The following is a 20,609-nucleotide window of genomic DNA, read 5'->3' as shown; positions in this document are numbered from 1 at the left end:
TTTAATTGATTGGAAAATGAACACCCAATTGTAACTGATGGGTCATAAATGATATTTTTTCAGTAGTCGAATTGGAAACATTATAAGTTTGACCTAAATTATAACCAACACTTAAACACCCGAAGGAAGGAACGCGATACTTAACTTGAAAACCCATCGATGGTTCCACTACTACTCCCGAAAATTCTTTTTGGTGTACTAAATCATAAAACGCGCCATCCATTTTTTGTTTTCCGTAAATTATGGTTTCGCCCAAAATACCAGCTTGCACTAAAAAATTTAGTTTATGAAGATCATCCATAGGAAAAAAAGAAAATCCCAATCCTGCTTTAAGACCCAGATATTTAGTTTCCCAACTATAGGAATTCGCAACATTGCCGCCTAAGGCATTATATTCATTCAAAGAAAGTCCATAAGAATAAAGCATGTGCTTATTTGGTAACGGTTTATTAAACCCAATTTCATAAAAATTACCAGTTCCGCTTTGAAGGTCAGGATCTGCTTGCCCAAAGCCATTTTTATAATTATACTTTGTAAAATTCTTTCCCGTATTCAAATAAATTTCTTGGGAAAATAATTGACAGGACGCAATTAACATTACAAGCAGTAGGTAGTTTTTCATCATTGTTTAATAATTTTAGTGTATAAAGTGAATTTAGAGGCATTTAATCGTACGAGATATTCTGATCTTGACAACTGTGCCAAATTAATTGTTAAAATAGTGTTGATTGATGCTTTTTTTTGTTCAAATATCAAACGGCCCAAAATATCAAAAACAGTAATAGTAATAAGATCAATAACCGGCTCCGAGAATTGAAAATTGACCGTTTCAGTAAAAGGATTGGGATAAGTTAGTGTCGTAATTTCAATTTTATCATTGGAAACAATGTAATTACTCCAAAGACTTTGCTGAAAACCCTGTATGACGACAGCATTACCAATTGAATTGCCAGTGACACTTTGCTGCCCAATAGTTTGTTTAATCATCAAACCATCTGGCATTCTTGTTGACTGCCCCTGTGAAGAAAGCATTTGATGGTGCATAACTTGACCTTGAAAAGTCACAGTAAAAAGTATAAGTAAGTACCTCATAAAATTTATTTTTAACAATATTAATCTAAAATAAATGTATTTCATCGATAAAAAATGCATTTAAACGACAATACAGTTGATTAGTAAGAACTTTTCAGTTTTTAGTAACTCTAAAACTATGATATCAAGAGCAGAAATGGCGAAATAATTCTTATTCGAAGTATTAAATACGAGTTCTAAACTTAAAAAAAAGCATTCAAAATTATCTGTGAGTTATTTTTCAATTTATAGTAACTTAGTAATTCAACTCTAAAAAAAAAATGTAATTTTAAATCCAGAAAAAATTTACAAAAATGCTTTCAAATTTACTTTTCATTATCACTGGATTAATTGGATTAATAACTACATTTTTAATTTTCACTAATTATAAATCCAATAGAATAATGAACTTATACATCATTCTATTTATACTTATTATTTCTTTGCGTTTTTTCTTATCCGGTTTGACAAATTTCATTTTTGATTCCAATTTCAGAACAACTTATTTCAAATATTCAAACTTCTCACTGGTAGTAATCCCTATTTGCTATCTGTACTTTAAAAATTTATCTGAAAATTACAGGAAACTAAATTCAAAGGACCTTTTACATTTTATATTTCCTGTAGCACTATTTTTAGCTATGATTTATCGAGAGCATTTCGATTTTGATTCAAAACAAATAGAAATAATATTATATGGACTCTTTTTTATTTTTGCTATAACGTATATTATTTTATGTTTTCAAATGTTAAGGACTACCATTTGGACTAGAAAAGGAGACATAAAAGTGATTCAGCAACAAAATAAATTAATAAATAATTGGACACTTTTTTTATTTATTGGACTAATACTTACCATATTCAGGCTCTTCATATCAATTTCAACGGAAATCTATTTTGGTGAAAGCATTAAAGGACACAGTTATCAATGGATATCGGCGCTGATTTGGTTAACCATTTTATTTAAAATACTACGTTCTCCAGAAATTCTTTATGGTTATAATGTGCTGCACCAGAAGATTAATGAGAATAAGAATAATACTTTAGTCTTGAATGATATTTGGAAGAAGAGTACTAATATTGAATTGAATAACGAACAGCATCTGGTTCTTAAAGAAAAAATAGATTCAAATATTATTGATTATATCAAGGAAATTGAGTCCATTTCACTGAAATATGAATTATTTAGAAATTCAAAACTTACAATCTCAGACTTAGCAAATAGTCTAAAAATTCCAAAAAGCCATCTTTCGTATTTATTTAAATACCACTCAACAATCTCGTTTTCTGAATATAAAAAAGTGATTCGAATCCATGACGCCATTAATCAAATTGAACAAAACTACCTAAAAAATAACACTTTAGATTCATTATCAAAAAAGGTTGGATTTACCTCCTACAACCCTTTTTTCACAAGTTTTAAAGAAATTGCAGGCGTATCTCCATTAGAATATTTTAAAATGAATAAGGTTGATTTTGAGCAATAAAAAAGCACTTTCATAAATCAATAAGGTGTTAGTTTTATGTGAATTTTATATCTCTAAAAAAGAATAATAAAATTGCAACGAACAAATTTTCTTATAAAACGAAGATTTTTTATTATGTATCATAAATCTACCACATTTTAAATATTATTTATTCATCACGATTTATAAATCTCTTTGGAAATAACTATTTTTGCAATCTAAAATTTTAGTCATGCCAAACAAGAAATACAAAATAGCGGTCATTCAATTGAATCTTAATGATATTGCCGAAAACAACTTGAAAAAATGTATCAGTTGGGTTCGTGATGCCGCCAACCTTGGTGCCGAAGTAATTTCGTTACCAGAATTATATAGCAGTCATTATTTTTGTCAAAGTGAAGATGTAGATAATTTTGCTTTAGCAGAACCATTGTACAGTACTTCGTTTATTGCTTTTAGCGCTTTGGCAAAAGAATTAGGCGTGGTAATTATTGTTCCTTTCTTCGAAAAAAGAATGGCAGGAATTTACCATAATAGTGCGTACATAATTGACACAGACGGTTCAGAAGCAGGATTGTACCGCAAAATGCACATTCCGGACGATCCTCATTTTTATGAAAAATTTTATTTTACTCCTGGTGATTTAGGTTTTAAAACAATTCCAACCAAAAAAGGAAAAATAGGAACTTTAATTTGTTGGGATCAATGGTATCCTGAAGCAGCTCGTTTGACTGCTTTACAAGGTGCTGAAGTGTTGTTTTACCCAACAGCAATTGGATGGCATCCACAAGAAAAAGAGCAATATGGTGAAAACCAACATGGTGCTTGGATGAGTGTTATGAAAGGTCACGCGGTTGCAAATGGCGTATATGTTGCGGCGGCAAATAGAATTGGTCTAGAACAATACTTGCCTGATACGGCAGGAATTCAGTTTTGGGGATCTTCATTTATTGCTGGACCTCAAGGTGAAATTTTGGCGCAAGCCTCACACGACAAAGAGGAAATCCTAATTGCCGAAGTAGATTTAGACTTGCAAGAAAATGTGCGTCAAAACTGGCCATTTTTTAGAGACAGAAGAATAGACGCTTTTGGAGATATTACAAAAAGAGCGATTGACTAAATCGTCTTTAGATAATTAAAAAATCCCTGCTGAGAAATAATTCTAAGCAGGGATTTTTATTTAAAGTAAACTTCTAAATCTAATTCAAATCCGGTTGGAATATTTTAACGACACCATCGCCTTCGCTACTTACCACCACTAAACTTCTTTTAGTTGGACTTTTTGAAGCTGGAATAAAAAGTAATCCTTCAGGTGCATCACCGGTTTTAAAAGTCTGTAAAAATTTTGGAGCTGCAGGATTCGAAACATCATACACCATAACGGCATCTACTCGTTCCAATCCAACAAAAAGAATCGTTTTATCGCCCATTTTAGTCACCACAACTGATTCTGGTTCTACTGATTTATCATCACTTCTGGCATCATCATATATACCCAATTCTTGTGCTTTCTTGTCTAATTCATTTTTACTGTCGAATACTATTTCGCCTGTGTTTCCATTCCAAATGGAGAAAGAACGGGCTCCAAAAGAAACTAATTCGTCAAAATCACCATCGCCGTCCATATCACCCATTTTAGTATTGATATTCAACCTTCCCATGCTTGTTTCTGCTTTTAAAGCAGCCGCGTTTGGAAACGCTATTGGATCCAAAATAACAGACGAACTGCTGATTCTTTTTACATCTACAAAAGCTGAATATTCTCTGGCATCACCTTCATTTGCAGTAACAAAATAAGGGATTTTATTGATTTCAAAATTAGTTATAGCGTCCGGTTGAAACATTCCTTTTAGTTTCCATGTATTAGCCAAAATGCCACCATCTTTATCGCTGATATCTATAGCATTTTCGGCAAGATTGTAGTCTTTGAATCCTAAAGGAAAAATATTCGTAATCGTTTTGGTTGCCAAATCAATTTTAGCCACTCCGTTATTTTCTTGTAAAGTCACCCAAGCAGTTTTAGAATCTGCAGAAATCGTGATGTATTCTGGTTCAATATCAGAAACAAAATTATTTGTTAGACTTGCAATTCTAAATCCTTTAGTTTTCAATGTACTCAATTGATTGCTAAAACTTCCAAAATTTAAAGTCGTAACCGCATAATTAGTATTAACGGCAATAATAGAAACAGAACCGTCCGGATCTATCGAATATGTATCATTTGGTTCTCCTTCATTAGCAGTCATGATATAATTCCCGTCAGGAGAGAAAGTAATCATATCAGGCAAAGCACCAACAGTAATTTCTTTGACGACACTGTAATTAGCAGTGTCAAAAACGACCACTTTTCCGGCATCTTGCTTATTTGGTTTTGCTTCTAAAGCCACAGCTAATTTGCCGTTAAAAGTTGCCACACTATTTGAAGTTCCATTAAACGATGTTAAATCGATACTAGTTAGAAAAACCGGACTAGATGGGTTAGACAAATCGATAACATCAATCCTATTCGTATTACTATTGTTTACGGTAAATAACTTTTTAGAAACTTCATCATACGCACTTATTTCAGCAGCTCCAGCGCCACCAATAGTAATGGAACCAATTTCTTTGAAAGTAGCAGCGTTTTCATTTACAACCAACTCAGGAGATTCCTCTTTATTTGAGTCATTTTCGCAACTTGACAAAACCATAATTGCCGCTAATAGTGTAATACCATATTTTTTCATAACTGTATTTTTAATTTTTTCAAAAATAACTAGCTGAAGCCCGACAAGAATTAACTCAATATTATATAATCATTACCAAAACTATTCTTATAAATTTATGAAATGTCCAAAATGAATGGTTGCCAACTATTTTAAAATCCTACTGAATGTTTATATTTGCAGTCTTTAAAATTAGAAACGCTGTATGACTGCAAATAATAGAAGATTCCCTGCCGAATGGGAAAAGCAACAAGGGATTTTACTGTGTTTTCCTCACAACGGTAAGGATTGGCCAGGAAAATACGAAGCCGTTCAATGGGCTTTTGTCGAATTCATTAAAAAAGTAGCCACTTTCGAAACTGTATTTTTAGTGGTTGCCGATGAAAACCAAAAAGAAAAAGTCAATACGATACTGGAAACGGCTCATGTTGAACTGACTAACGTTTCGTATATCATTCATAAAACCAATAGAAGTTGGATGCGTGATTCGGGTCCAATTATCGTTAAAAACGGAACCGAAAGAGAAGCTTTGAACTTTAATTTTAATGGCTGGGCCAAATATAAAAACATTCAATTAGACAAATTTGTTCCTGCGAAAGTGGGCGAATTTCTGAATATTCCCGTGACTCAAGTCATGTATAAAGGAAAACCGGTAATTGTAGAAGGCGGTGCGATTGATACTAACGGAAGAGGAACTTTATTGACTTCAGAAGAATGTTTGATGCATCCCGATATTCAGGTTCGGAATCCAAATTTTACTAAAGCAGAATATGAAGCCGTTTTCAAGGAATATCTTGGAATTACGAATGTGATTTGGTTAGGGGACGGAATTGAAGGCGATGATACACACGGTCATATTGATGATTTATGCCGATTTGTAAATGAAGATACGATTGTGACAATTGTAGAAACAGATCCAACGGATCATAACTACAAACCATTACAAGACAATTTAAAACGCTTGCAAAACGCCAAACTAGAAAATGGAAAATCACCTGTAATTGTGGTTTTACCAATGCCAAAACGTTTGGAATTTGATGGATTACGATTGCCAGCGAGTTATGCCAATTTCCTGATTTTAAACAATTGTGTTTTAGTTCCTACTTTTAACGACAGTAATGACCGAAAAGCGTTGAACATCCTTGCAGAATGTTTTCCAGATCGAGAAATCATTGGGATCAGCGCAACAGATTTTATTTGGGGTTTTGGAACATTGCATTGCCTAAGCCAGCAAATTCCCGAGTAGATTTAGAAAAAAAATTGAGTACATAAAAAAAGACTTGTAGCATTATTTGCTACAAGTCTTTTTTATTATAATTGTATTTCTAAATACTATTTATCTCTGGTAAAAGGTATTTTTTGTCCTTCAGGAACTGTCATGTCAAATCCGTTTAGATTGTCATTAAATTCAAACTTAAGCCCAGCTTGTTTTGATTCAAAACTATTTTTTCCAGTTGGTTCCACTGAGAAACTTGGATATTTTGTTATCAAAACATTTAACGCGCCATTTTTCTCTGAAAAAGTAATTTTTAAAGGTGCCATTTTTGTTGAAAAAGTTCCCAAATAACCATCCAGAATTACATCTTTTTCAACCAAACCTTTATCTGCAGTCCAAGTGTTATTTGCTGTATTGGTATCTGGTAAAACATGATCTGGATCTATTGTGATACTTTCAATTTCTTCATTTGAATTGTGTTTGAAAGACCACGCTTTGTTTCTTTGCCAAACTTCAACCGGCAATTTCACACGTGATATTTTTCCACTTTTAGTTTTTATATCTAAACTAACTGGCATTGCCATTTTTTCGAAGTTTTCAATCGAGATTACAACACCTTGTTTAGGGTCGTTTTTAACGTATTTTATCGAATTAATTCCTTGGTCTAAACGCCAATTATTTTGAAACCAACCCCTCCAAAACCAACTCAAATCTTCTCCTGCTACATTTTCAATTGTTCTAAAGAAATCGTCCGGTTGCGGATGTTTGTAAGCCCAACGTTCTATATACGTTTTCAAAGCTAAATCAAAACGCTCTGGTCCTAGAACTTGTTCTCTCAAAATCACTAATCCGGAACTTGGTTTTGAATACGCTAAAAGACCAATGTTTGATTCTTTCATGTTATCTGGAGAACTCATTATGGTTTCAAGATTCGGACTTGTATAAACCTCTGCTCTTTGATGCATATCCACTGGCTTTTCTTTGTATTCGCCATTATTAAAATCTACAGAACTCAATGAATTAATAAAAGTATTAAAACCTTCATCCATCCAAGCAAACATTCTCTCGTTTGAACCAACAATCATAGGAAACCAAATGTGTCCAAATTCATGATCTGTAACGCCCCATAAATCCTCGCCTTTAGATTCCCAGCTGCAAAAAACAATTCCTGGATATTCCATTCCGCCTTCATTTCCGGCAACATTTGTAGCCGCTGGATACGGATATTCTAACCATCTTTTAGAATAATTTTCTATAGAAGCTTTAGTATATTCTGTTGAACGTCCCCAAGCTGCGTCACCTGCACTTTCAACTGGATAAACGGAAACTGCCAATGATTTCTTTTCGCTTGGCAAATTGATTTTTGCTGCGTCTAAAATAAATGCCGCTGATGATGACCAAGAAAAATCACGAGCACTTTTGATTTTATAATTCCAAGTTTTAGTAGCTGCTGAAACTATTTTTGATGAATTTTCAACCTCTGCAGCAGTACGGATAAAAACTGTTTTATCACTTTGTTTTGCCTGTGCTAATCTACTTTGCTCTACAGTAGAATAAACAGCTGTAGGATTCAGTAATTCACCTGATGCAACCACAATATGATTCGCTGGAGCTGTAATGCTCACATCAAATTCCCCGTATTCTAAGTAAAATTCCGATGCTCCCAAATATGGATTTGTATTCCAGCCACGTACATCATCATACACACACATACGCGGATACCATTGCGCTATAGTGAAAATCTTACCATTTTTAGTTTCTAAAACTCCCATTCTGTCCGAACCTTCAAAAGGCGCTATGAAAGAAAAGTCGATTTTTATTTTAACAGAACCACCTTTTGCATTTAATCCCTGCGGAAGAAAAACCTGCATTCTCGTGTCCGTAATCACATATTTTGCAGTGGCTTCAGTAGCTACACCTTTTACAGTGGTGATAACTTTCACCGATTTGATTTTATGACCACCATCAAAAACTTGACCTTGAGCTCCATTTCTGCTTCCTGTCAAAGGTACAACTGCATTTCCACGGGAATCTGCTTTGAATAAATTCTGGTCTAAGTTCATCCAAACAAAAGCCAATTTATCTGGACTGTTATTTGTATACGTGATGATTCCTGTTCCGGAAATTTCGTTGTTTTTATCATCCAGTTTTGCCGTTAATTTATAATCAGCACTATTTTGCCAATATTCAGCTCCAGGTTGCCCACTTGCTGAACGTGTACTTGTTCCATTTTTAGAGTAAAAATGTGGAGCAAAAGCATCATGATAATCGTATTTTGAAACTGCATTACCGGATGCATTTGTTGGGGTTTGTTGCGCCGAAACGGACGTAACTCCCAATAATAAAGTCAGATGTAAGATGACTCCGAAGCGAATGTTTTTCATTTTCTTATGATTTATATCACAAATTAATGAAAAAAAAAGAGATTTTTGAGGTATTGACATAAAAATGATTCCACTTTAAATAAATAATAAGCAGCTTAAATTGAATTAGATTTAAAAATTATAAAATATATTTACGCCACAAACCTATTATTAAATTAATCCGAAAGATAATTTTGACAACTACGATAAAAAACGGGAATCTTTCTGCAGAAATTAAACATTTTGGCGCTGAATTAATTTCCTTAAAAACAAATCAAAATAGAGAATACATATGGGAAGGAAATCCGGAATTTTGGGGCAAGCACTCTCCTATTTTGTTCCCAATTGTTGGGACCTTAAAAGATAATTCCTTTTATCATAATGAAATAGAATATCATTTATCACGACACGGATTTGCCAGAGAAATGCTCTTTGAATTGATTCATGCTACAGAAAATAGTGCAACTTTCTCGATACAATCTTCTGAAGAAACGTTAAAAGTGTATCCTTTTAAATTTGAATTACAGCTGATTTATACTTTAAATGAAAACAATTTATCCATTGCCTATAAAGTAACTAACAAAGGGAAATATACCATGCCGTTTTCTATTGGAGCACATCCTGCTTTTGCTTTGCCAAATCAATTTGAAAATTATGCAATAGCTTTCGAAAAAGAAGAACCTTTGGAATATTATCTATTGGAAGATGATTTAATTTCAAATAAAACGAAGAAATTAGACGTTACTAATAAAAAGATTCCGTTGACCTATGAATTGTTCGAAAATGACGCTTTGATATTCAAAGCATTACAATCGAAATCATTGACTATTTCAGAAAATGGAAATCCGATTTTGACAGTACATTTTGAGGGTTTTCCAAGTTTAGGAATTTGGACAAAAATGAATGCGCCTTTTCTTTGTATTGAACCTTGGTTTGGTTATTCGGATACCAATGAAAATTCTGGAAATCTATTTGAAAAAGAAGGTATTCAAATTTTAGAATCCAATGCAACTTTCCATTCAAAATTCAGTATTGAAATCCTTTAATTAAAAAATGTAAACATGTTAACTATAAATTTCAGTCCATTTCCCAATTTAGAAACCGAACGCTTGCTTTTAAGAAGAGTAGATGCTAACGATATAAACGAGATTTTTGCGTTGCGATCCAATCCGGAAACGATGAAATATATCCCAAGACCTTTAGTAAAAACAGATGAAGACGCCTTGGAACATATAGCAATGATTGATAGTAAAATTGATAGCAACGAAGGTATCAATTGGGCAATTACGTTGAAAGATAACCCAAAACTTATTGGAGTAATTGGTCATTACAGAATAAAACCTGAAAATTATCGCGCCGAATTAGGTTATATGTTACTTCCGGAATATCATGGAAAAGGAATTGTTTCCGAAGCGGTGAAAGAAGCTGTAAAGTATGGATTTCAAGTGATGAAATTAAATTCATTAGAAGCAATAATTGACCCGGAAAACCATGCGTCAGCGAAAGTTTTAGAAAAAAATGGCTTTGTAAAAGAAGCACATTTAAAAGAATATGAATTTTATGAAGGGCGATTTCTGGATACAGTGATTTATTCTATTTTGAATAAATAGTGTCTTTAATAAATACGTATTTTCCTGTTTCTTTTTAAAACATTAAAAATAAAAACCAGAATTTTACAAATCAATTCTATCTATATTTGTCTCTGAAAACTACGTTCTGTAAGCAAAAAGCAGTTCGCAACTATTATTTTATGAAAAAAATATTTATTGTTACTTTCCTTTTCTTTTCCATTCATTCCCAAAGTCAAACTTATGTAAAAGTAAATGCGATGACCACAATTTTTACCATTCCTAATGTTGGTATTGAAACCAGTATTGGAGAAAAATCAACTTTACATTTTGATGCTTTAGCTTCTTTTTGGAAATCAGTAAACGGCAAACCCAGAGAATTTTACACTTTCACGCCGGAATATCGCTATCATTTTAAAGAAAAATACAATGGTTTTTATGCTGGAGCACATATTGGTGCAAGTGTATTTAATTTCCAAAAATGGAATTATATAAATACTAATTCGTATGAAAAAGGAGTGGGTTATTTTATAGGCTCAACCATAGGTTACCAGGTTAAACTCAATGATAAATTCATGCTGGACTGTTTCTTAGGTGGCGGTTGGCATCAAGGATTTTACAAAGGTTATGATTTAACGACCGGAGAACGTTACGAAAAAGCAAAAAACTACAATAAAAGCGGCGAATGGTTTCCATATCGCGGAGGTGTAATGGTTTCTTACAAATTAAACTAACGTTTATTTTAGAAATTTAGGTAATGATTTTATATACAAATCTTCTACTTGCTTTCTTGCCCAATCCGTTTTTCGTAAAAAAGTCAAACTGGATTTTATACTTGGGTTATCTGTAAAACATTTCACTTTAATGAGTTCACCTAAAGTATCAAATCCGTAATGATCTACTAATTTTTCTACTATTTTTTGAAGTGTCATCCCGTGAAGCGGATCTTTCGATTTTAAATTTTCCATTTTGCAAATATATAAAATCGGTAAATACTAATTTTTTAAATTCATTCAAATGAAAAAATTTCTCTTATTACTTGCGCTTTTATTTTTAAATATCAGTTTTGGGCAAAGCAACAGCACAACCTATTACTTCATTCGCCACGCAGAGAAAATTGATAGTTCTCAAAATCCAGATTTATCTGAAAAAGGTTTGAAAAGAGCGGAACTTTGGAACAAAATATTTTCGGAGATTAATTTTGATGAAATCTACTCAACAGATTACAAAAGAACTCTGCAAACTGCAAGTCCAACCGCAACAACAAAGAAAATTGAGATTAAATTGTATAATCCCAAAACAATAAATATTGGTTCTTTCAAAAAAGAAACATTAGGAAAAAAAGTTTTGATTGTAGGACATAGTAATACCACACCAAAATTTATCAATAATATTATCACTCAGAACATATTTTCTGATATTGAAGATGCAACTTTTGGGAATCTTTACATAGTTACTTTAATTGATAATACCTTTTCCTACCAATTATTGAAATTAGAGTAAATGTTCCGATACTAAAAAAATCATAAAAAAAGTCACTATCGAATGATAGTGACTTTTTTTGTTAGGGCAGATTTGACTGCTATTTTAAAATTTCATACCAAATCCCATTCCCAAAATTAATGGGTTTATAGTAACATCCGCAGGAATACTAAGTCCTGCCGATAAGTTTGAAGCATCTACGGTTACATCGGTTTTCAGAAATAGTTTTTTAGCATCAACATTGATAAAAAACGTATCGTTTAACATTAAATCAAAACCGACTTGGAAAGCATAACCGACATTGTTTTTATAACTAACATTCTTAACCGTATTGCCATCCTCAACATTGTAAAAAATAGTATAGTTGACACCAGCACCAACATAAGGTTTGAACACTTTTTCTTCGAAAGGTGTAAAATGATATTGCAAAGTCAAAGTTGGAGGCAATAACCAAACATTTCCTAAATCAATATTGACATTAGTTGGTCCTCCAATTGCAGAAATATCGGAGCCTACAGTATTAACATCGTGCTTGGTAGTAGCCAAAATTAATTCGGCTGCGAAATGCTTTGTAAAAAAATATGTAAAGTCTAATTCTGGAACAAATGTATTAGATAGAGACACATCACCACCAATAATTCCAATTTTGGCACTTTCATAAGGAATAACAGCAATACCTCTAACACGAGCTTGCCATTTTTTGAAATCTTGTGTGTTACTTTGCTCTTTGGTTTGCGCATTTAATGTCAAAAAGGACACTGCCATAAAGGCTAAGATAATTTTTTTCATTTTAACTTTGGTTTAAATTGTTAAACAAATTTAAGCTTGAGGCTTTCATTATTAACTGATATAAATCATAGTTTGAAAATTATTAACACTTATTTTAGGGCTTATTACTACATAAATTTTCAATTTTATTATACATTTGCAATCTATGCTAAAAACAATAAACATATTCAATAAGAGAGCCAAATTCGACTATGAAATTATCGAAACATTCAATGCTGGAATTGTTTTGGCTGGTACCGAAATCAAATCTATTCGATTAGGAAAAGCAAATATAACGGAGAGTTTTTGTGAATTTAGTAATAATGAACTTTTTGCGATAAATACCTATATTGAAGAATACACTTTTGGAAATCAATTCAACCACAAAGCAAGAAGCGAACGTAAATTACTTTTGAAGAAAAAGGAATTAAAAGGTTTACTAAAAAGTGTTCAAGCCAAAGGTCTTACAATAGTTCCTTTAAAGCTTTTTACCAATGAAAAAGGACTGGCTAAACTACAAATAGGCCTTTGTAAAGGAAAGAAAACCTATGACAAACGCGAATCTCTTAAAGAACAAGACACAAAACGTGACTTAGACCGAATCAAAAAATCATTTTAAATTAAATGAAAATTGGAGAAAAATATTTTTAGTTAAAAAAAATGACTAAATTTGTCAAGACAATTTAAAACATTTTTAAAATGAAAACACTACTCAAAAATGCAAGAGAACAAAAGGGACTCAAAACTAGAGAAGTGGCACAACTTTTACGAATTGATCAAGCACTAATTAGTAAGTTTGAAAGTGGAACCAGAAAACCAACAAGAGATCAAGTTATAAAATTAGCATCTCTACTAGAAATAGATTTAGAAACAATCATGGTCGTCTGGCTTAAAGAAAAAATTCTTTATGAAATTGGTCAGGATGAGTTTGCTTTAAAGGCATTATTAGTTGCGGAGCAAGAAATTCGATATCTAAGTAAACCTTCAAAGAAAAAATTATCTATTACGCTTCAAAAAATTTTAGATGAAATAGATGCTTTAAAGACAAAACTGGATGGATTTCGTCAATTTGATAGCTATCGCATTGCACAAGCTTTAGAGTTAGAATATACTTTTGAAAGTAACCGTATTGAAGGCAATACAATGACTTTACGTGAAACTGATTTGGTTATCAATGAAGGTTTAACGATTTCCGGAAAAAGCATGCGGGAACATCTTGAAGTGATTAATCATCAGGAGGCAATTGCTTACATCAAAGATTTAATGCAAAGAAATAGTTCCCCAAATGAAAGCGAAGTACTGTCTATACACAATCTTATTTTGAGAGGAATTCAACCTGAAGATGCCGGCCGCTATAGAAAAGTTCAAGTAATGATTCAAGGGAGCAGTCACATGCCTCCACAACCTTTTTTAATCGCTAAGGAAATGGAAGACTTTTTTATTTGGTATGAAACCAATAAATCAAGTCTTCATCCGATAGTTTTAGCTGCTGAAATGCATGAACGTTTGGTAACTATCCATCCATTTATTGATGGTAACGGCAGAACCTCACGTTTGGTAATGAACCTAGTTTTGTTGCAACATGGATACATTATCGCAAATATCAAAGGAGATTATGAAAATAGAATGCGCTATTATCAATCTCTGGAAACAGCACAAACTAAAAATAATAAAGAAGATTTTTTGTTATTCATTGCTCAAATAGAAAAAGAAAGTTTAGAACGGTATTTGAATATTATTGGTCAATAAAAAACCCGTCTCGTTATTTAAGCGAGAGGGGTTTCTAATTTAATTTTTATCTTCTAATAAAGGAACGAATCGGAATTCTCCAAACTCATGTTTTTCAAATTGTGTTTCATTTTTTCTGATTAATAAAGTCATGATTTGTACCTCTTCTCCTAAAGGAATAACCAGCCTTCCTCCTATTTTAAGTTGTGCCATCAAAGGCTGTGGAATAAATGGAGCGCCTGCTGTTACGATAATACTATCAAAAGGAGCGTAACCCGGCAATCCTTTGTATCCGTCTCCAAAAGAAAGATGTTTGGGACGAATTCCCAACTTTGGAAATAAACCGGATGTTTTTTTGAATAATTCATTTTGTCTTTCTACACTAAATACTTTTGCACCCATCGTACATAAAACAGCTGTTTGATATCCTGAACCTGTTCCTATTTCTAAAATTTTGTGTTCTTTTTTAACTTCTAATAATTGAGACTGAAATGCCACAGTATACGGTTGCGATATCGTTTGGCCTGCACCAATAGGAAATGCTTTGTCCTGATACGCATAATCTTCAAAACTGGAATCCAAAAATAAGTGCCTTGGAATCTTTTTTATCGCCTCCAACACATTTTTATCAGTAATCCCTTTTTGCTCTAATACGCTTACTAATTGATTCCGAAGTCCTTGATGTTTGGCTGTGTCTTTCAAAATTTATTATTTTATTTTGGTAAAAATAGCAAAGAATTTCTAAATTCAAATGTTGGATTTTAAATTTTAAATTAACTGAATAATTGTCCCACATCAATAATAGATTAATCATTTTATTGCTATTTTTGTAAAAATTACATCGTTATGCTGAAAATTGGAGTATTAGGTGCTGGTCATCTAGGAAAAATACATTTGCGTTTATTACAACAATCTGATAAATATGAATTAGTTGGTTTTTATGACCCAAATCAAGAGAATGCCGAAAAGGTTTCTAAAGAATTTGGCTATAAACATTTTAGTACAATTGCAACGCTAATTCATGCCGTCGATGTAATTGATATTGTAACGCCTACTCTTTCTCACTATAAATGTGCCAAAGTAGCCATTAAATCCGGTAAGCATGTTTTTATCGAAAAACCCATTTCAAATACGGTAGAAGAAGCCGAAGAAATTATCGCTTTGGCAAAGGAATATAATGTAAAAGGTCAAGTTGGGCATGTGGAGCGTTTCAATCCGGCATTCATCGCTACAAAAAACATGATTGAAAATCCTATGTTTATTGAAGCACATCGCCTAGCTGAATTTAATCCTCGTGGAACCGATGTTCCCGTAGTTTTAGATTTGATGATTCATGACATTGACGCTATTTTGAGCGTGGTAAAATCAAAAGTAAAAAATATTAGTGCAAGCGGCGTTTCAGTTATAAGCGATACACCAGATATTGCCAATGCAAGAATAGAATTCGAAAATGGCTGCGTTGCCAATTTAACTGCAAGCCGAATCTCGATGAAAAATATGCGTAAATCTCGTTTTTTTCAGAAAGACGCGTACATCTCAGTTGATTTCTTAGAAAAGAAATGTGAAGTGGTGAAAATGAAAGATGCTCCTGAAGTTCCCGGAGATTTTGATATGATTTTACAAAATGCAGAAGGTGTAAAAAAACAGATCTATTTCTCTAATCCTGATGTAGAACAAAATAACGCCATTCTTGACGAATTAGAATCTTTTGCAGATGCCATAATCAATGATACAGAACCTATTGTGACATTGGAACAAGCCACTGAAGCACTTCGTGTCGCTTACCAAATTATTGATTGTTTTAAAAAATAAATAAAAATTTGCATAAAGTTTAAGGTTTAAAGTTACTCTCTAGAACTTTAGATTTTAAACTTTTAAACTTTAAACTAAAAATATGAAGACAATAGCCGTAATCGGAGCAGGAACAATGGGGAATGGAATCGCCCATACTTTTGCACAAAGTGGTTTCACTGTAAAATTAATAGATGTTTCTGAGAAATCTTTGGATAAAGGAATGGCAACAATCGCCGCAAATTTAGACCGAATGATTGCAAAAGGAAGCATTACCCAAGAAGATAAAGCGAAGACAATCACCAATATTATAACTTATACGGATATTAAAGACGGTGTTGTAGGTGTTGATTTAGTAGTAGAAGCTGCCACAGAAAATGTAGAATTAAAACTAAACATTTTCAAGCAATTGAATGAAGCTTGTTCTCACGATACGATTTTAGCAACCAACACTTCTTCGATTTCGATTACTCAAATTGGAGCCGTTGTGGCGCATCCTGAACGTGTTATCGGTATGCACTTTATGAATCCTGTGCCAATTATGAAACTAGTGGAGATCATTCGTGGCTACAACACAAGCGACGAAGTGACTAAAATCATCATGAATCTTTCGGAAAAATTAGGAAAAACACCCGTTGAAGTAAACGATTATCCAGGTTTTGTTGCTAATAGAATTTTGATGCCTATGATCAACGAAGCTATCGAAACCTTATACAACAAAGTAGCCGGTGTTTATGAAATTGACACGGTTATGAAACTTGGAATGGGTCACCCAATGGGACCTTTGCAATTGGCTGATTTTATTGGTCTAGATGTATGTTTAGCCATCTTAAATGTTATGTACGACGGTTTCAAAAATCCAAAATATGCGCCTTGTCCGTTATTGGTAAATATGGTTCGAGCAGGAAAAATGGGTGTGAAATCTGGTGAAGGTTTCTACGATTATTCTGAAAGCAAAAAAGCAGAGAAAATTTCTAAACAATTTATATAGTCTCTATGTTTAAAAGTCGAGAGTTTGAAGTTAGTTACTTTAAATGCTCGGCTTTTGACTTTTGACTTTTGACTTAATTATGGCTAAAATAGTTCCTTTCAAAGCAGTTCGTCCCACTCGTGATAAGGTTTGTCTTGTCACTTGTCGTTCGTATGAAGAATATGTAAATGCGGAATTAGCAGCACAATTGGATTTCAATCCGCTGTCATTTTTACACATTCTAAAACCTGCTTACACCAATCAGGAGACAGTATCTTTCGAAAAAAGATACCGCCAGGTACATCAAAAATATGAAGATTTTAAAAATGAAATTATTCTTGTAAAAGACAAAAAACCCGCAATTTATATTCATAAAATTGTAACGAAAACACATTCTTTTACTGGAATTATTGCCGGAACAAGTGTAGCTGATTATTGCAATAATATCATCAAAAAACACGAAGATATTATCGCATTCCGTGTTCGATTACTCAAAGACTACATGAAATATTCTGAGTTCAATACGGAACCGGTTCTGATGACGTATCCTGATAATAAAACAATTGAAAACTGGATCTTTAACTGTACCCAAAAGTTAGCCGATTTTGAATTTTCAACCACAAAAAAAGAGATTCATTATTTGTGGAAAATTGAAGATCCTTTAGAAATAAATTGGCTTCAAAACATTTTCGAAAAAACGGATAGTCTTTATATTGCGGATGGTCACCATCGTACCGAAGCATTAAAATTGTTATCTGAAGAAAATGATAATCCAGAAAACACAGCAAAAAATCATATTTTGAGCTATTTAATTTCTGAAAATAACGTCAAAATATACGAATTCAATCGCTTGGTAAAAGATTTAAACGGTTTTACCAAAGAAGATTTTTTAAAGGAATTAGAAAAGAATTTTATTGTTACAAATAAATATCAGCAACCTTTTCAGCCTTCCAAAAAACATGAATTCGGAATGTATCTTGACAATTCCTTTTATAGCTTAATTTTAAGCAAAGAAAGTGAAGTTTTCGATACCGTTTTGGAATGCTTAGATACACAAATTTTGTACAAAAAAGTATTGTTACCTATTCTTGCCATTGAAGATTTACGTAATGATGAACGAATAGAGTACCTTTCAGGAAAACAATCTGTATTAGAAATTAAAAATAAAATTGATCAAGGAGAATTTGAAATCGGTTTTATATTATTTCCATCAAACATTGGAGAAATAAAAGCCTTGGCTGATGCCAATTTGATAATGCCTCCTAAAAGTACGTATATTGAACCAAAGTTTAGAAGCGGATTAGTCGTTTATGAGCTTTAACATCTTAAAATCAAAACATCAAAATGGGAGTAGCGAATAATTTAGTCCAAATAAAATCCACTTTACCAGAACATGTAACCTTAGTTGCGGTTTCAAAAACTAAACCTGTTTCAGATTTAATGGAAGCCTATGAAGCTAGTCAACGCATTTTTGGAGAAAACAAAATCCAGGAAATGGCCGAGAAATGGGAACAAATGCCCAAAGACATTCAATGGCACATGATAGGTCACGTTCAGACCAATAAAGTCAAATTTATGGCACCATTTGTGAGCTTGATTCACGGTGTAGATAGTTTGAAATTACTACAGGAAATCAGTAAACAAGCACTCAAAAACAATAGAATTATCGATTGCTTACTACAAATTCATATTGCGGAAGAGGAAACTAAATTTGGTCTTGATGAGGAAGAACTTGCTTCACTCCTATCCTCGAGTGAATTTCATGAAATGAAAAACATTAGAATCGTTGGATTAATGGGAATGGCTACTTTCACAGACAATAAAGATCAAATCAAGAAAGAATTCCTGCATTTGAAAACAATTTTCGACAAAACAAAAAAACTGAAAACTGAAAACTGCCAACTGGAAATTATCTCAATGGGAATGTCCGGCGATTATCAACTTGCAATTGAATGCGGAAGCACTATGGTTCGAATAGGAAGTAGTATCTTTGGAGGACGAAATTGATTTTCGATTAACGCTTCTTAACCTAGCGAGAGCGGACTGGCGAAGAATTTCAGATGTTTCTTAAATTGAAACATTAAACATTAAACAAAAAATTTGTACGCAATACTCGACATAGAAACCACTGGAGGACAATTCAACGAAGAAGGAATCACTGAAATCGCCATCTATAAATTTGATGGACATGAAATCGTGGATCAATTCATCAGCTTGGTCAATCCGGAAATTCCAATTCAGCCTTTTGTGGTCAAACTCACTGGTATTAATAATGCCATGTTACAATCGGCACCTAAGTTTTTTGAAGTTGCAAAACGCATCATCGAAATGACAAACGATTGTATTATCGTTGCTCATAACGCATCTTTTGATTACAGAATCCTTCGAACAGAGTTCAGACGATTGGGATACGATTTTGAAGCCCAAACCCTTTGTACGGTTGAATTGTCAAAAAAACTATTACCGGAGCAGCCTTCCCATAGTTTAGGAAAATTGGTTCGCGCCCTTGGAATCCCAATGGCAGACAGACATCGTGCAAGTGGAGATGCATTAGCAACAGTCAAATTATTTAAAATACTTTTAGAAAAAGATTTAGAGAAAGAAATTGTAAAAGATTTTATAAAGCTGGAAATCGAAAAAGGAATTGCTCCAAAATTGCTGGATATTGTTGCAAAATTACCTGCCAAAACTGGTGTTTATTATATCCACAACGAAAAAGGGAATTTGGTTTACATTGGCAAAAGCCGAAACATAAAAAAACGCATCAATCAGCATTTTACAGGAACTTCCACGAAATGCAAAAAAATTCAAGCCGAAGTTTTCACCGTAACGTATGATGAAACCGGAAGTGAATTGATTGCTTTATTGAAAGAAAGTGAAGAAATAAAAATCAATAAACCCATCTATAATAGAGCACAGCGAAAAAGTATTTTTCAACTGGCTTTGTATGCTGAAAAAGATAAAAATGGTTACATCAATCTGAAACTTCAAAAAGCAGATGGTCGAAAAAAAGAAATCACCTCTTTTACTTCGCTGCAGGAAGGCAAAAATGCATTATTCAGAATCACCTCCCATTACAATTTATGCCAGAAACTGACCGGATTGTATCATACTAAAACAAATTGTTTTCAATATAGTATAAAAGAGTGTGATGGTGCTTGTATTGGTATGGTTTCACCTGAAGAATACAATGCAAGAGTGCTTAGTTTTATCGAGAAAAACAGTTTCGAAAATCAAAACATGGTCTTAATTGATAAAGGAAGAACCATCAGCGAGCGATCAGCAGTTTTGATAGAAAACGGAATTTACAAAGGGTATGCTTTTTATGATTTAAACTATCAAATCAATAACATCGAAATACTGAGAAACATCATTATTCCGATGCAAAATAATCGTGATACTAAAAATATCATCCAAGGCCACATCCGAAAAAATAAGACACTAAAAACCTTGAAATTCTAATCGATTGTTAATCGAATAA

At 33.0% G+C, this 20,609-nt stretch carries 21 protein-coding genes; 14 read left to right on the top strand and 7 right to left on the bottom strand.

The window, feature by feature from the left end; all coding sequences use genetic code 11:
* Nucleotide 1: 1 nt before the first annotated feature.
* Together G7A72_RS00910 and G7A72_RS00905 are read right to left on the bottom strand one after the other, a co-directional pair.
* Entirely contained in the window at nt 2-625 is a 624-nt protein-coding gene (locus tag G7A72_RS00910; protein ID WP_165151072.1) for a hypothetical protein, read from the bottom strand.
* Nucleotides 622-1,092, bottom strand: coding sequence for a T9SS type A sorting domain-containing protein (locus tag G7A72_RS00905; protein ID WP_165151071.1), 471 nt, complete (start codon nt 1,090-1,092; stop codon nt 622-624). The genes G7A72_RS00910 and G7A72_RS00905 overlap by 4 nt, the downstream gene beginning before the upstream one ends.
* A gap of 725 nt (nt 1,093-1,817) precedes the next feature.
* Here G7A72_RS00905 and G7A72_RS00900 point away from each other — a divergent pair.
* Both G7A72_RS00900 and G7A72_RS00895 read left to right on the top strand, forming a co-directional pair.
* Complete coding sequence (locus G7A72_RS00900; RefSeq protein WP_165151070.1) at nt 1,818-2,558, top strand: AraC family transcriptional regulator; 741 nt, start codon at nt 1,818-1,820, stop codon at nt 2,556-2,558.
* Nucleotides 2,559-2,769: 211 nt separating this feature from the next.
* On the top strand, nt 2,770-3,657 hold the full coding sequence (locus tag G7A72_RS00895) for a carbon-nitrogen hydrolase (protein ID WP_091170395.1): 888 nt from the start codon (nt 2,770-2,772) through the stop codon (nt 3,655-3,657).
* Between the two features lie 79 nt (nt 3,658-3,736).
* On the opposite strand, the gene G7A72_RS00890 is transcribed toward G7A72_RS00895, so the two are convergent.
* Nucleotides 3,737-5,263, bottom strand: coding sequence for a choice-of-anchor I family protein (locus tag G7A72_RS00890; RefSeq protein ID WP_165151069.1), 1,527 nt, complete (start codon nt 5,261-5,263; stop codon nt 3,737-3,739).
* Nucleotides 5,264-5,447: 184 nt separating this feature from the next.
* Between G7A72_RS00890 and G7A72_RS00885 the strand changes: the two genes are divergently transcribed.
* Nucleotides 5,448-6,488 (top strand): agmatine/peptidylarginine deiminase, encoded by a 1,041-nt coding sequence (locus tag G7A72_RS00885; RefSeq protein WP_165151068.1) that lies wholly within the window; start codon nt 5,448-5,450, stop codon nt 6,486-6,488.
* An 86-nt stretch (nt 6,489-6,574) separates the two neighbouring features.
* Here the strand turns inward: G7A72_RS00885 and G7A72_RS00880 are convergent, their stop codons facing one another.
* Nucleotides 6,575-8,842: a M1 family metallopeptidase gene (locus tag G7A72_RS00880; RefSeq protein ID WP_165151067.1), complete on the bottom strand. Its 2,268-nt coding sequence runs from the start codon at nt 8,840-8,842 to the stop codon at nt 6,575-6,577.
* A 173-nt stretch (nt 8,843-9,015) separates the two neighbouring features.
* On the opposite strand from G7A72_RS00880, the gene G7A72_RS00875 reads away from it, so the two are divergent.
* From G7A72_RS00875 to G7A72_RS00865, 3 genes are all read left to right on the top strand, one after another.
* Nucleotides 9,016-9,867, top strand: a complete 852-nt coding sequence (locus tag G7A72_RS00875; RefSeq protein WP_165151066.1) for an aldose 1-epimerase family protein — start codon at nt 9,016-9,018, stop codon at nt 9,865-9,867.
* A gap of 15 nt (nt 9,868-9,882) precedes the next feature.
* Nucleotides 9,883-10,431 (top strand): GNAT family N-acetyltransferase, encoded by a 549-nt coding sequence (locus G7A72_RS00870; RefSeq protein WP_165151065.1) that lies wholly within the window; start codon nt 9,883-9,885, stop codon nt 10,429-10,431.
* A 140-nt stretch (nt 10,432-10,571) separates the two neighbouring features.
* Entirely contained in the window at nt 10,572-11,123 is a 552-nt protein-coding gene (locus tag G7A72_RS00865; RefSeq protein WP_165151064.1) for a DUF3575 domain-containing protein, read from the top strand.
* 3 nt (nt 11,124-11,126) lie between these two features.
* Here G7A72_RS00865 and G7A72_RS00860 read toward each other — a convergent pair whose 3' ends face one another.
* A complete protein-coding gene (locus G7A72_RS00860) occupies nt 11,127-11,357 on the bottom strand; it encodes a VF530 family DNA-binding protein (RefSeq protein WP_165151063.1) in 231 nt (76 codons plus the stop codon).
* A 49-nt stretch (nt 11,358-11,406) separates the two neighbouring features.
* Here G7A72_RS00860 and G7A72_RS00855 point away from each other — a divergent pair, with 49 nt between their 5' ends.
* Entirely contained in the window at nt 11,407-11,892 is a 486-nt protein-coding gene (locus G7A72_RS00855; RefSeq protein ID WP_165151062.1) for a histidine phosphatase family protein, read from the top strand.
* Between the two features lie 84 nt (nt 11,893-11,976).
* Here G7A72_RS00855 and G7A72_RS00850 read toward each other — a convergent pair whose 3' ends face one another.
* Complete coding sequence (locus tag G7A72_RS00850) at nt 11,977-12,660, bottom strand: OmpW family protein (protein ID WP_165151061.1); 684 nt, start codon at nt 12,658-12,660, stop codon at nt 11,977-11,979.
* Nucleotides 12,661-12,805: 145 nt separating this feature from the next.
* Between G7A72_RS00850 and smpB the strand changes: the two genes are divergently transcribed.
* Both smpB and G7A72_RS00840 read left to right on the top strand, forming a co-directional pair.
* The gene (gene smpB, locus G7A72_RS00845; protein ID WP_113634511.1) at nt 12,806-13,258 is read left to right on the top strand and encodes an SsrA-binding protein SmpB; all 453 of its coding nucleotides are present in this window, start codon (nt 12,806-12,808) and stop codon (nt 13,256-13,258) included.
* An 80-nt stretch (nt 13,259-13,338) separates the two neighbouring features.
* Nucleotides 13,339-14,388 carry a Fic family protein gene (locus G7A72_RS00840; protein WP_165151060.1) on the top strand — a complete coding sequence of 350 codons (1,050 nt, stop codon included), beginning with the start codon at nt 13,339-13,341 and terminating at the stop codon, nt 14,386-14,388.
* A gap of 39 nt (nt 14,389-14,427) precedes the next feature.
* Here the strand turns inward: G7A72_RS00840 and G7A72_RS00835 are convergent, their stop codons facing one another.
* The gene (locus G7A72_RS00835) at nt 14,428-15,069 is read right to left on the bottom strand and encodes a protein-L-isoaspartate(D-aspartate) O-methyltransferase (RefSeq protein WP_113665954.1); all 642 of its coding nucleotides are present in this window, start codon (nt 15,067-15,069) and stop codon (nt 14,428-14,430) included.
* 144 nt (nt 15,070-15,213) lie between these two features.
* Between G7A72_RS00835 and G7A72_RS00830 the strand changes: the two genes are divergently transcribed.
* The 5 genes from G7A72_RS00830 to G7A72_RS00810 all read left to right on the top strand — a co-directional run bounded on the left by G7A72_RS00830 (nt 15,214) and on the right by G7A72_RS00810 (nt 20,590).
* A complete protein-coding gene (locus tag G7A72_RS00830) occupies nt 15,214-16,179 on the top strand; it encodes a Gfo/Idh/MocA family protein (protein WP_165151059.1) in 966 nt (321 codons plus the stop codon).
* A gap of 82 nt (nt 16,180-16,261) precedes the next feature.
* A complete protein-coding gene (locus tag G7A72_RS00825) occupies nt 16,262-17,149 on the top strand; it encodes a 3-hydroxyacyl-CoA dehydrogenase family protein (RefSeq protein WP_165151058.1) in 888 nt (295 codons plus the stop codon).
* Nucleotides 17,150-17,228: 79 nt separating this feature from the next.
* Complete coding sequence (locus G7A72_RS00820; protein ID WP_165151057.1) at nt 17,229-18,449, top strand: DUF1015 domain-containing protein; 1,221 nt, start codon at nt 17,229-17,231, stop codon at nt 18,447-18,449.
* 23 nt (nt 18,450-18,472) lie between these two features.
* Nucleotides 18,473-19,135, top strand: a complete 663-nt coding sequence (locus tag G7A72_RS00815) for a YggS family pyridoxal phosphate-dependent enzyme (protein ID WP_165151056.1) — start codon at nt 18,473-18,475, stop codon at nt 19,133-19,135.
* A 93-nt stretch (nt 19,136-19,228) separates the two neighbouring features.
* Nucleotides 19,229-20,590: an exonuclease domain-containing protein gene (locus G7A72_RS00810; protein WP_113665959.1), complete on the top strand. Its 1,362-nt coding sequence runs from the start codon at nt 19,229-19,231 to the stop codon at nt 20,588-20,590.
* Nucleotides 20,591-20,609 lie beyond the last annotated feature (19 nt).

This window comes from Flavobacterium sp. Sr18, from assembly GCF_011064265.1.
GTDB lineage: Bacteria > Bacteroidota > Bacteroidia > Flavobacteriales > Flavobacteriaceae > Flavobacterium > Flavobacterium petrolei.
The sequence above is the reverse complement of the archived record's forward strand: the minus strand, read 5'-3'. Positions and strand labels throughout refer to the sequence as shown.

What these genes read in the sequence shown, in the direction of transcription:
- G7A72_RS00910 (WP_165151072.1), bottom strand. Translation starts at nt 625, where the DNA reads ATGATGAAAAACTACCTACTGCTTGTAATGTTAATTGCGTCCTGTCAA.
- G7A72_RS00905 (WP_165151071.1), bottom strand. Translation starts at nt 1,092, where the DNA reads ATGAGGTACTTACTTATACTTTTTACTGTGACTTTTCAAGGTCAAGTT.
- G7A72_RS00900 (WP_165151070.1), top strand. Translation starts at nt 1,818, where the DNA reads ATGTTAAGGACTACCATTTGGACTAGAAAAGGAGACATAAAAGTGATT.
- G7A72_RS00895 (WP_091170395.1), top strand. Translation starts at nt 2,770, where the DNA reads ATGCCAAACAAGAAATACAAAATAGCGGTCATTCAATTGAATCTTAAT.
- G7A72_RS00890 (WP_165151069.1), bottom strand. Translation starts at nt 5,263, where the DNA reads ATGAAAAAATATGGTATTACACTATTAGCGGCAATTATGGTTTTGTCA.
- G7A72_RS00885 (WP_165151068.1), top strand. Translation starts at nt 5,448, where the DNA reads ATGACTGCAAATAATAGAAGATTCCCTGCCGAATGGGAAAAGCAACAA.
- G7A72_RS00880 (WP_165151067.1), bottom strand. Translation starts at nt 8,842, where the DNA reads ATGAAAAACATTCGCTTCGGAGTCATCTTACATCTGACTTTATTATTG.
- G7A72_RS00870 (WP_165151065.1), top strand. Translation starts at nt 9,883, where the DNA reads ATGTTAACTATAAATTTCAGTCCATTTCCCAATTTAGAAACCGAACGC.
- G7A72_RS00865 (WP_165151064.1), top strand. Translation starts at nt 10,572, where the DNA reads ATGAAAAAAATATTTATTGTTACTTTCCTTTTCTTTTCCATTCATTCC.
- G7A72_RS00860 (WP_165151063.1), bottom strand. Translation starts at nt 11,357, where the DNA reads ATGGAAAATTTAAAATCGAAAGATCCGCTTCACGGGATGACACTTCAA.
- G7A72_RS00855 (WP_165151062.1), top strand. Translation starts at nt 11,407, where the DNA reads ATGAAAAAATTTCTCTTATTACTTGCGCTTTTATTTTTAAATATCAGT.
- G7A72_RS00850 (WP_165151061.1), bottom strand. Translation starts at nt 12,660, where the DNA reads ATGAAAAAAATTATCTTAGCCTTTATGGCAGTGTCCTTTTTGACATTA.
- smpB (WP_113634511.1), top strand. Translation starts at nt 12,806, where the DNA reads ATGCTAAAAACAATAAACATATTCAATAAGAGAGCCAAATTCGACTAT.
- G7A72_RS00840 (WP_165151060.1), top strand. Translation starts at nt 13,339, where the DNA reads ATGAAAACACTACTCAAAAATGCAAGAGAACAAAAGGGACTCAAAACT.
- G7A72_RS00830 (WP_165151059.1), top strand. Translation starts at nt 15,214, where the DNA reads ATGCTGAAAATTGGAGTATTAGGTGCTGGTCATCTAGGAAAAATACAT.
- G7A72_RS00825 (WP_165151058.1), top strand. Translation starts at nt 16,262, where the DNA reads ATGAAGACAATAGCCGTAATCGGAGCAGGAACAATGGGGAATGGAATC.
- G7A72_RS00820 (WP_165151057.1), top strand. Translation starts at nt 17,229, where the DNA reads ATGGCTAAAATAGTTCCTTTCAAAGCAGTTCGTCCCACTCGTGATAAG.
- G7A72_RS00815 (WP_165151056.1), top strand. Translation starts at nt 18,473, where the DNA reads ATGGGAGTAGCGAATAATTTAGTCCAAATAAAATCCACTTTACCAGAA.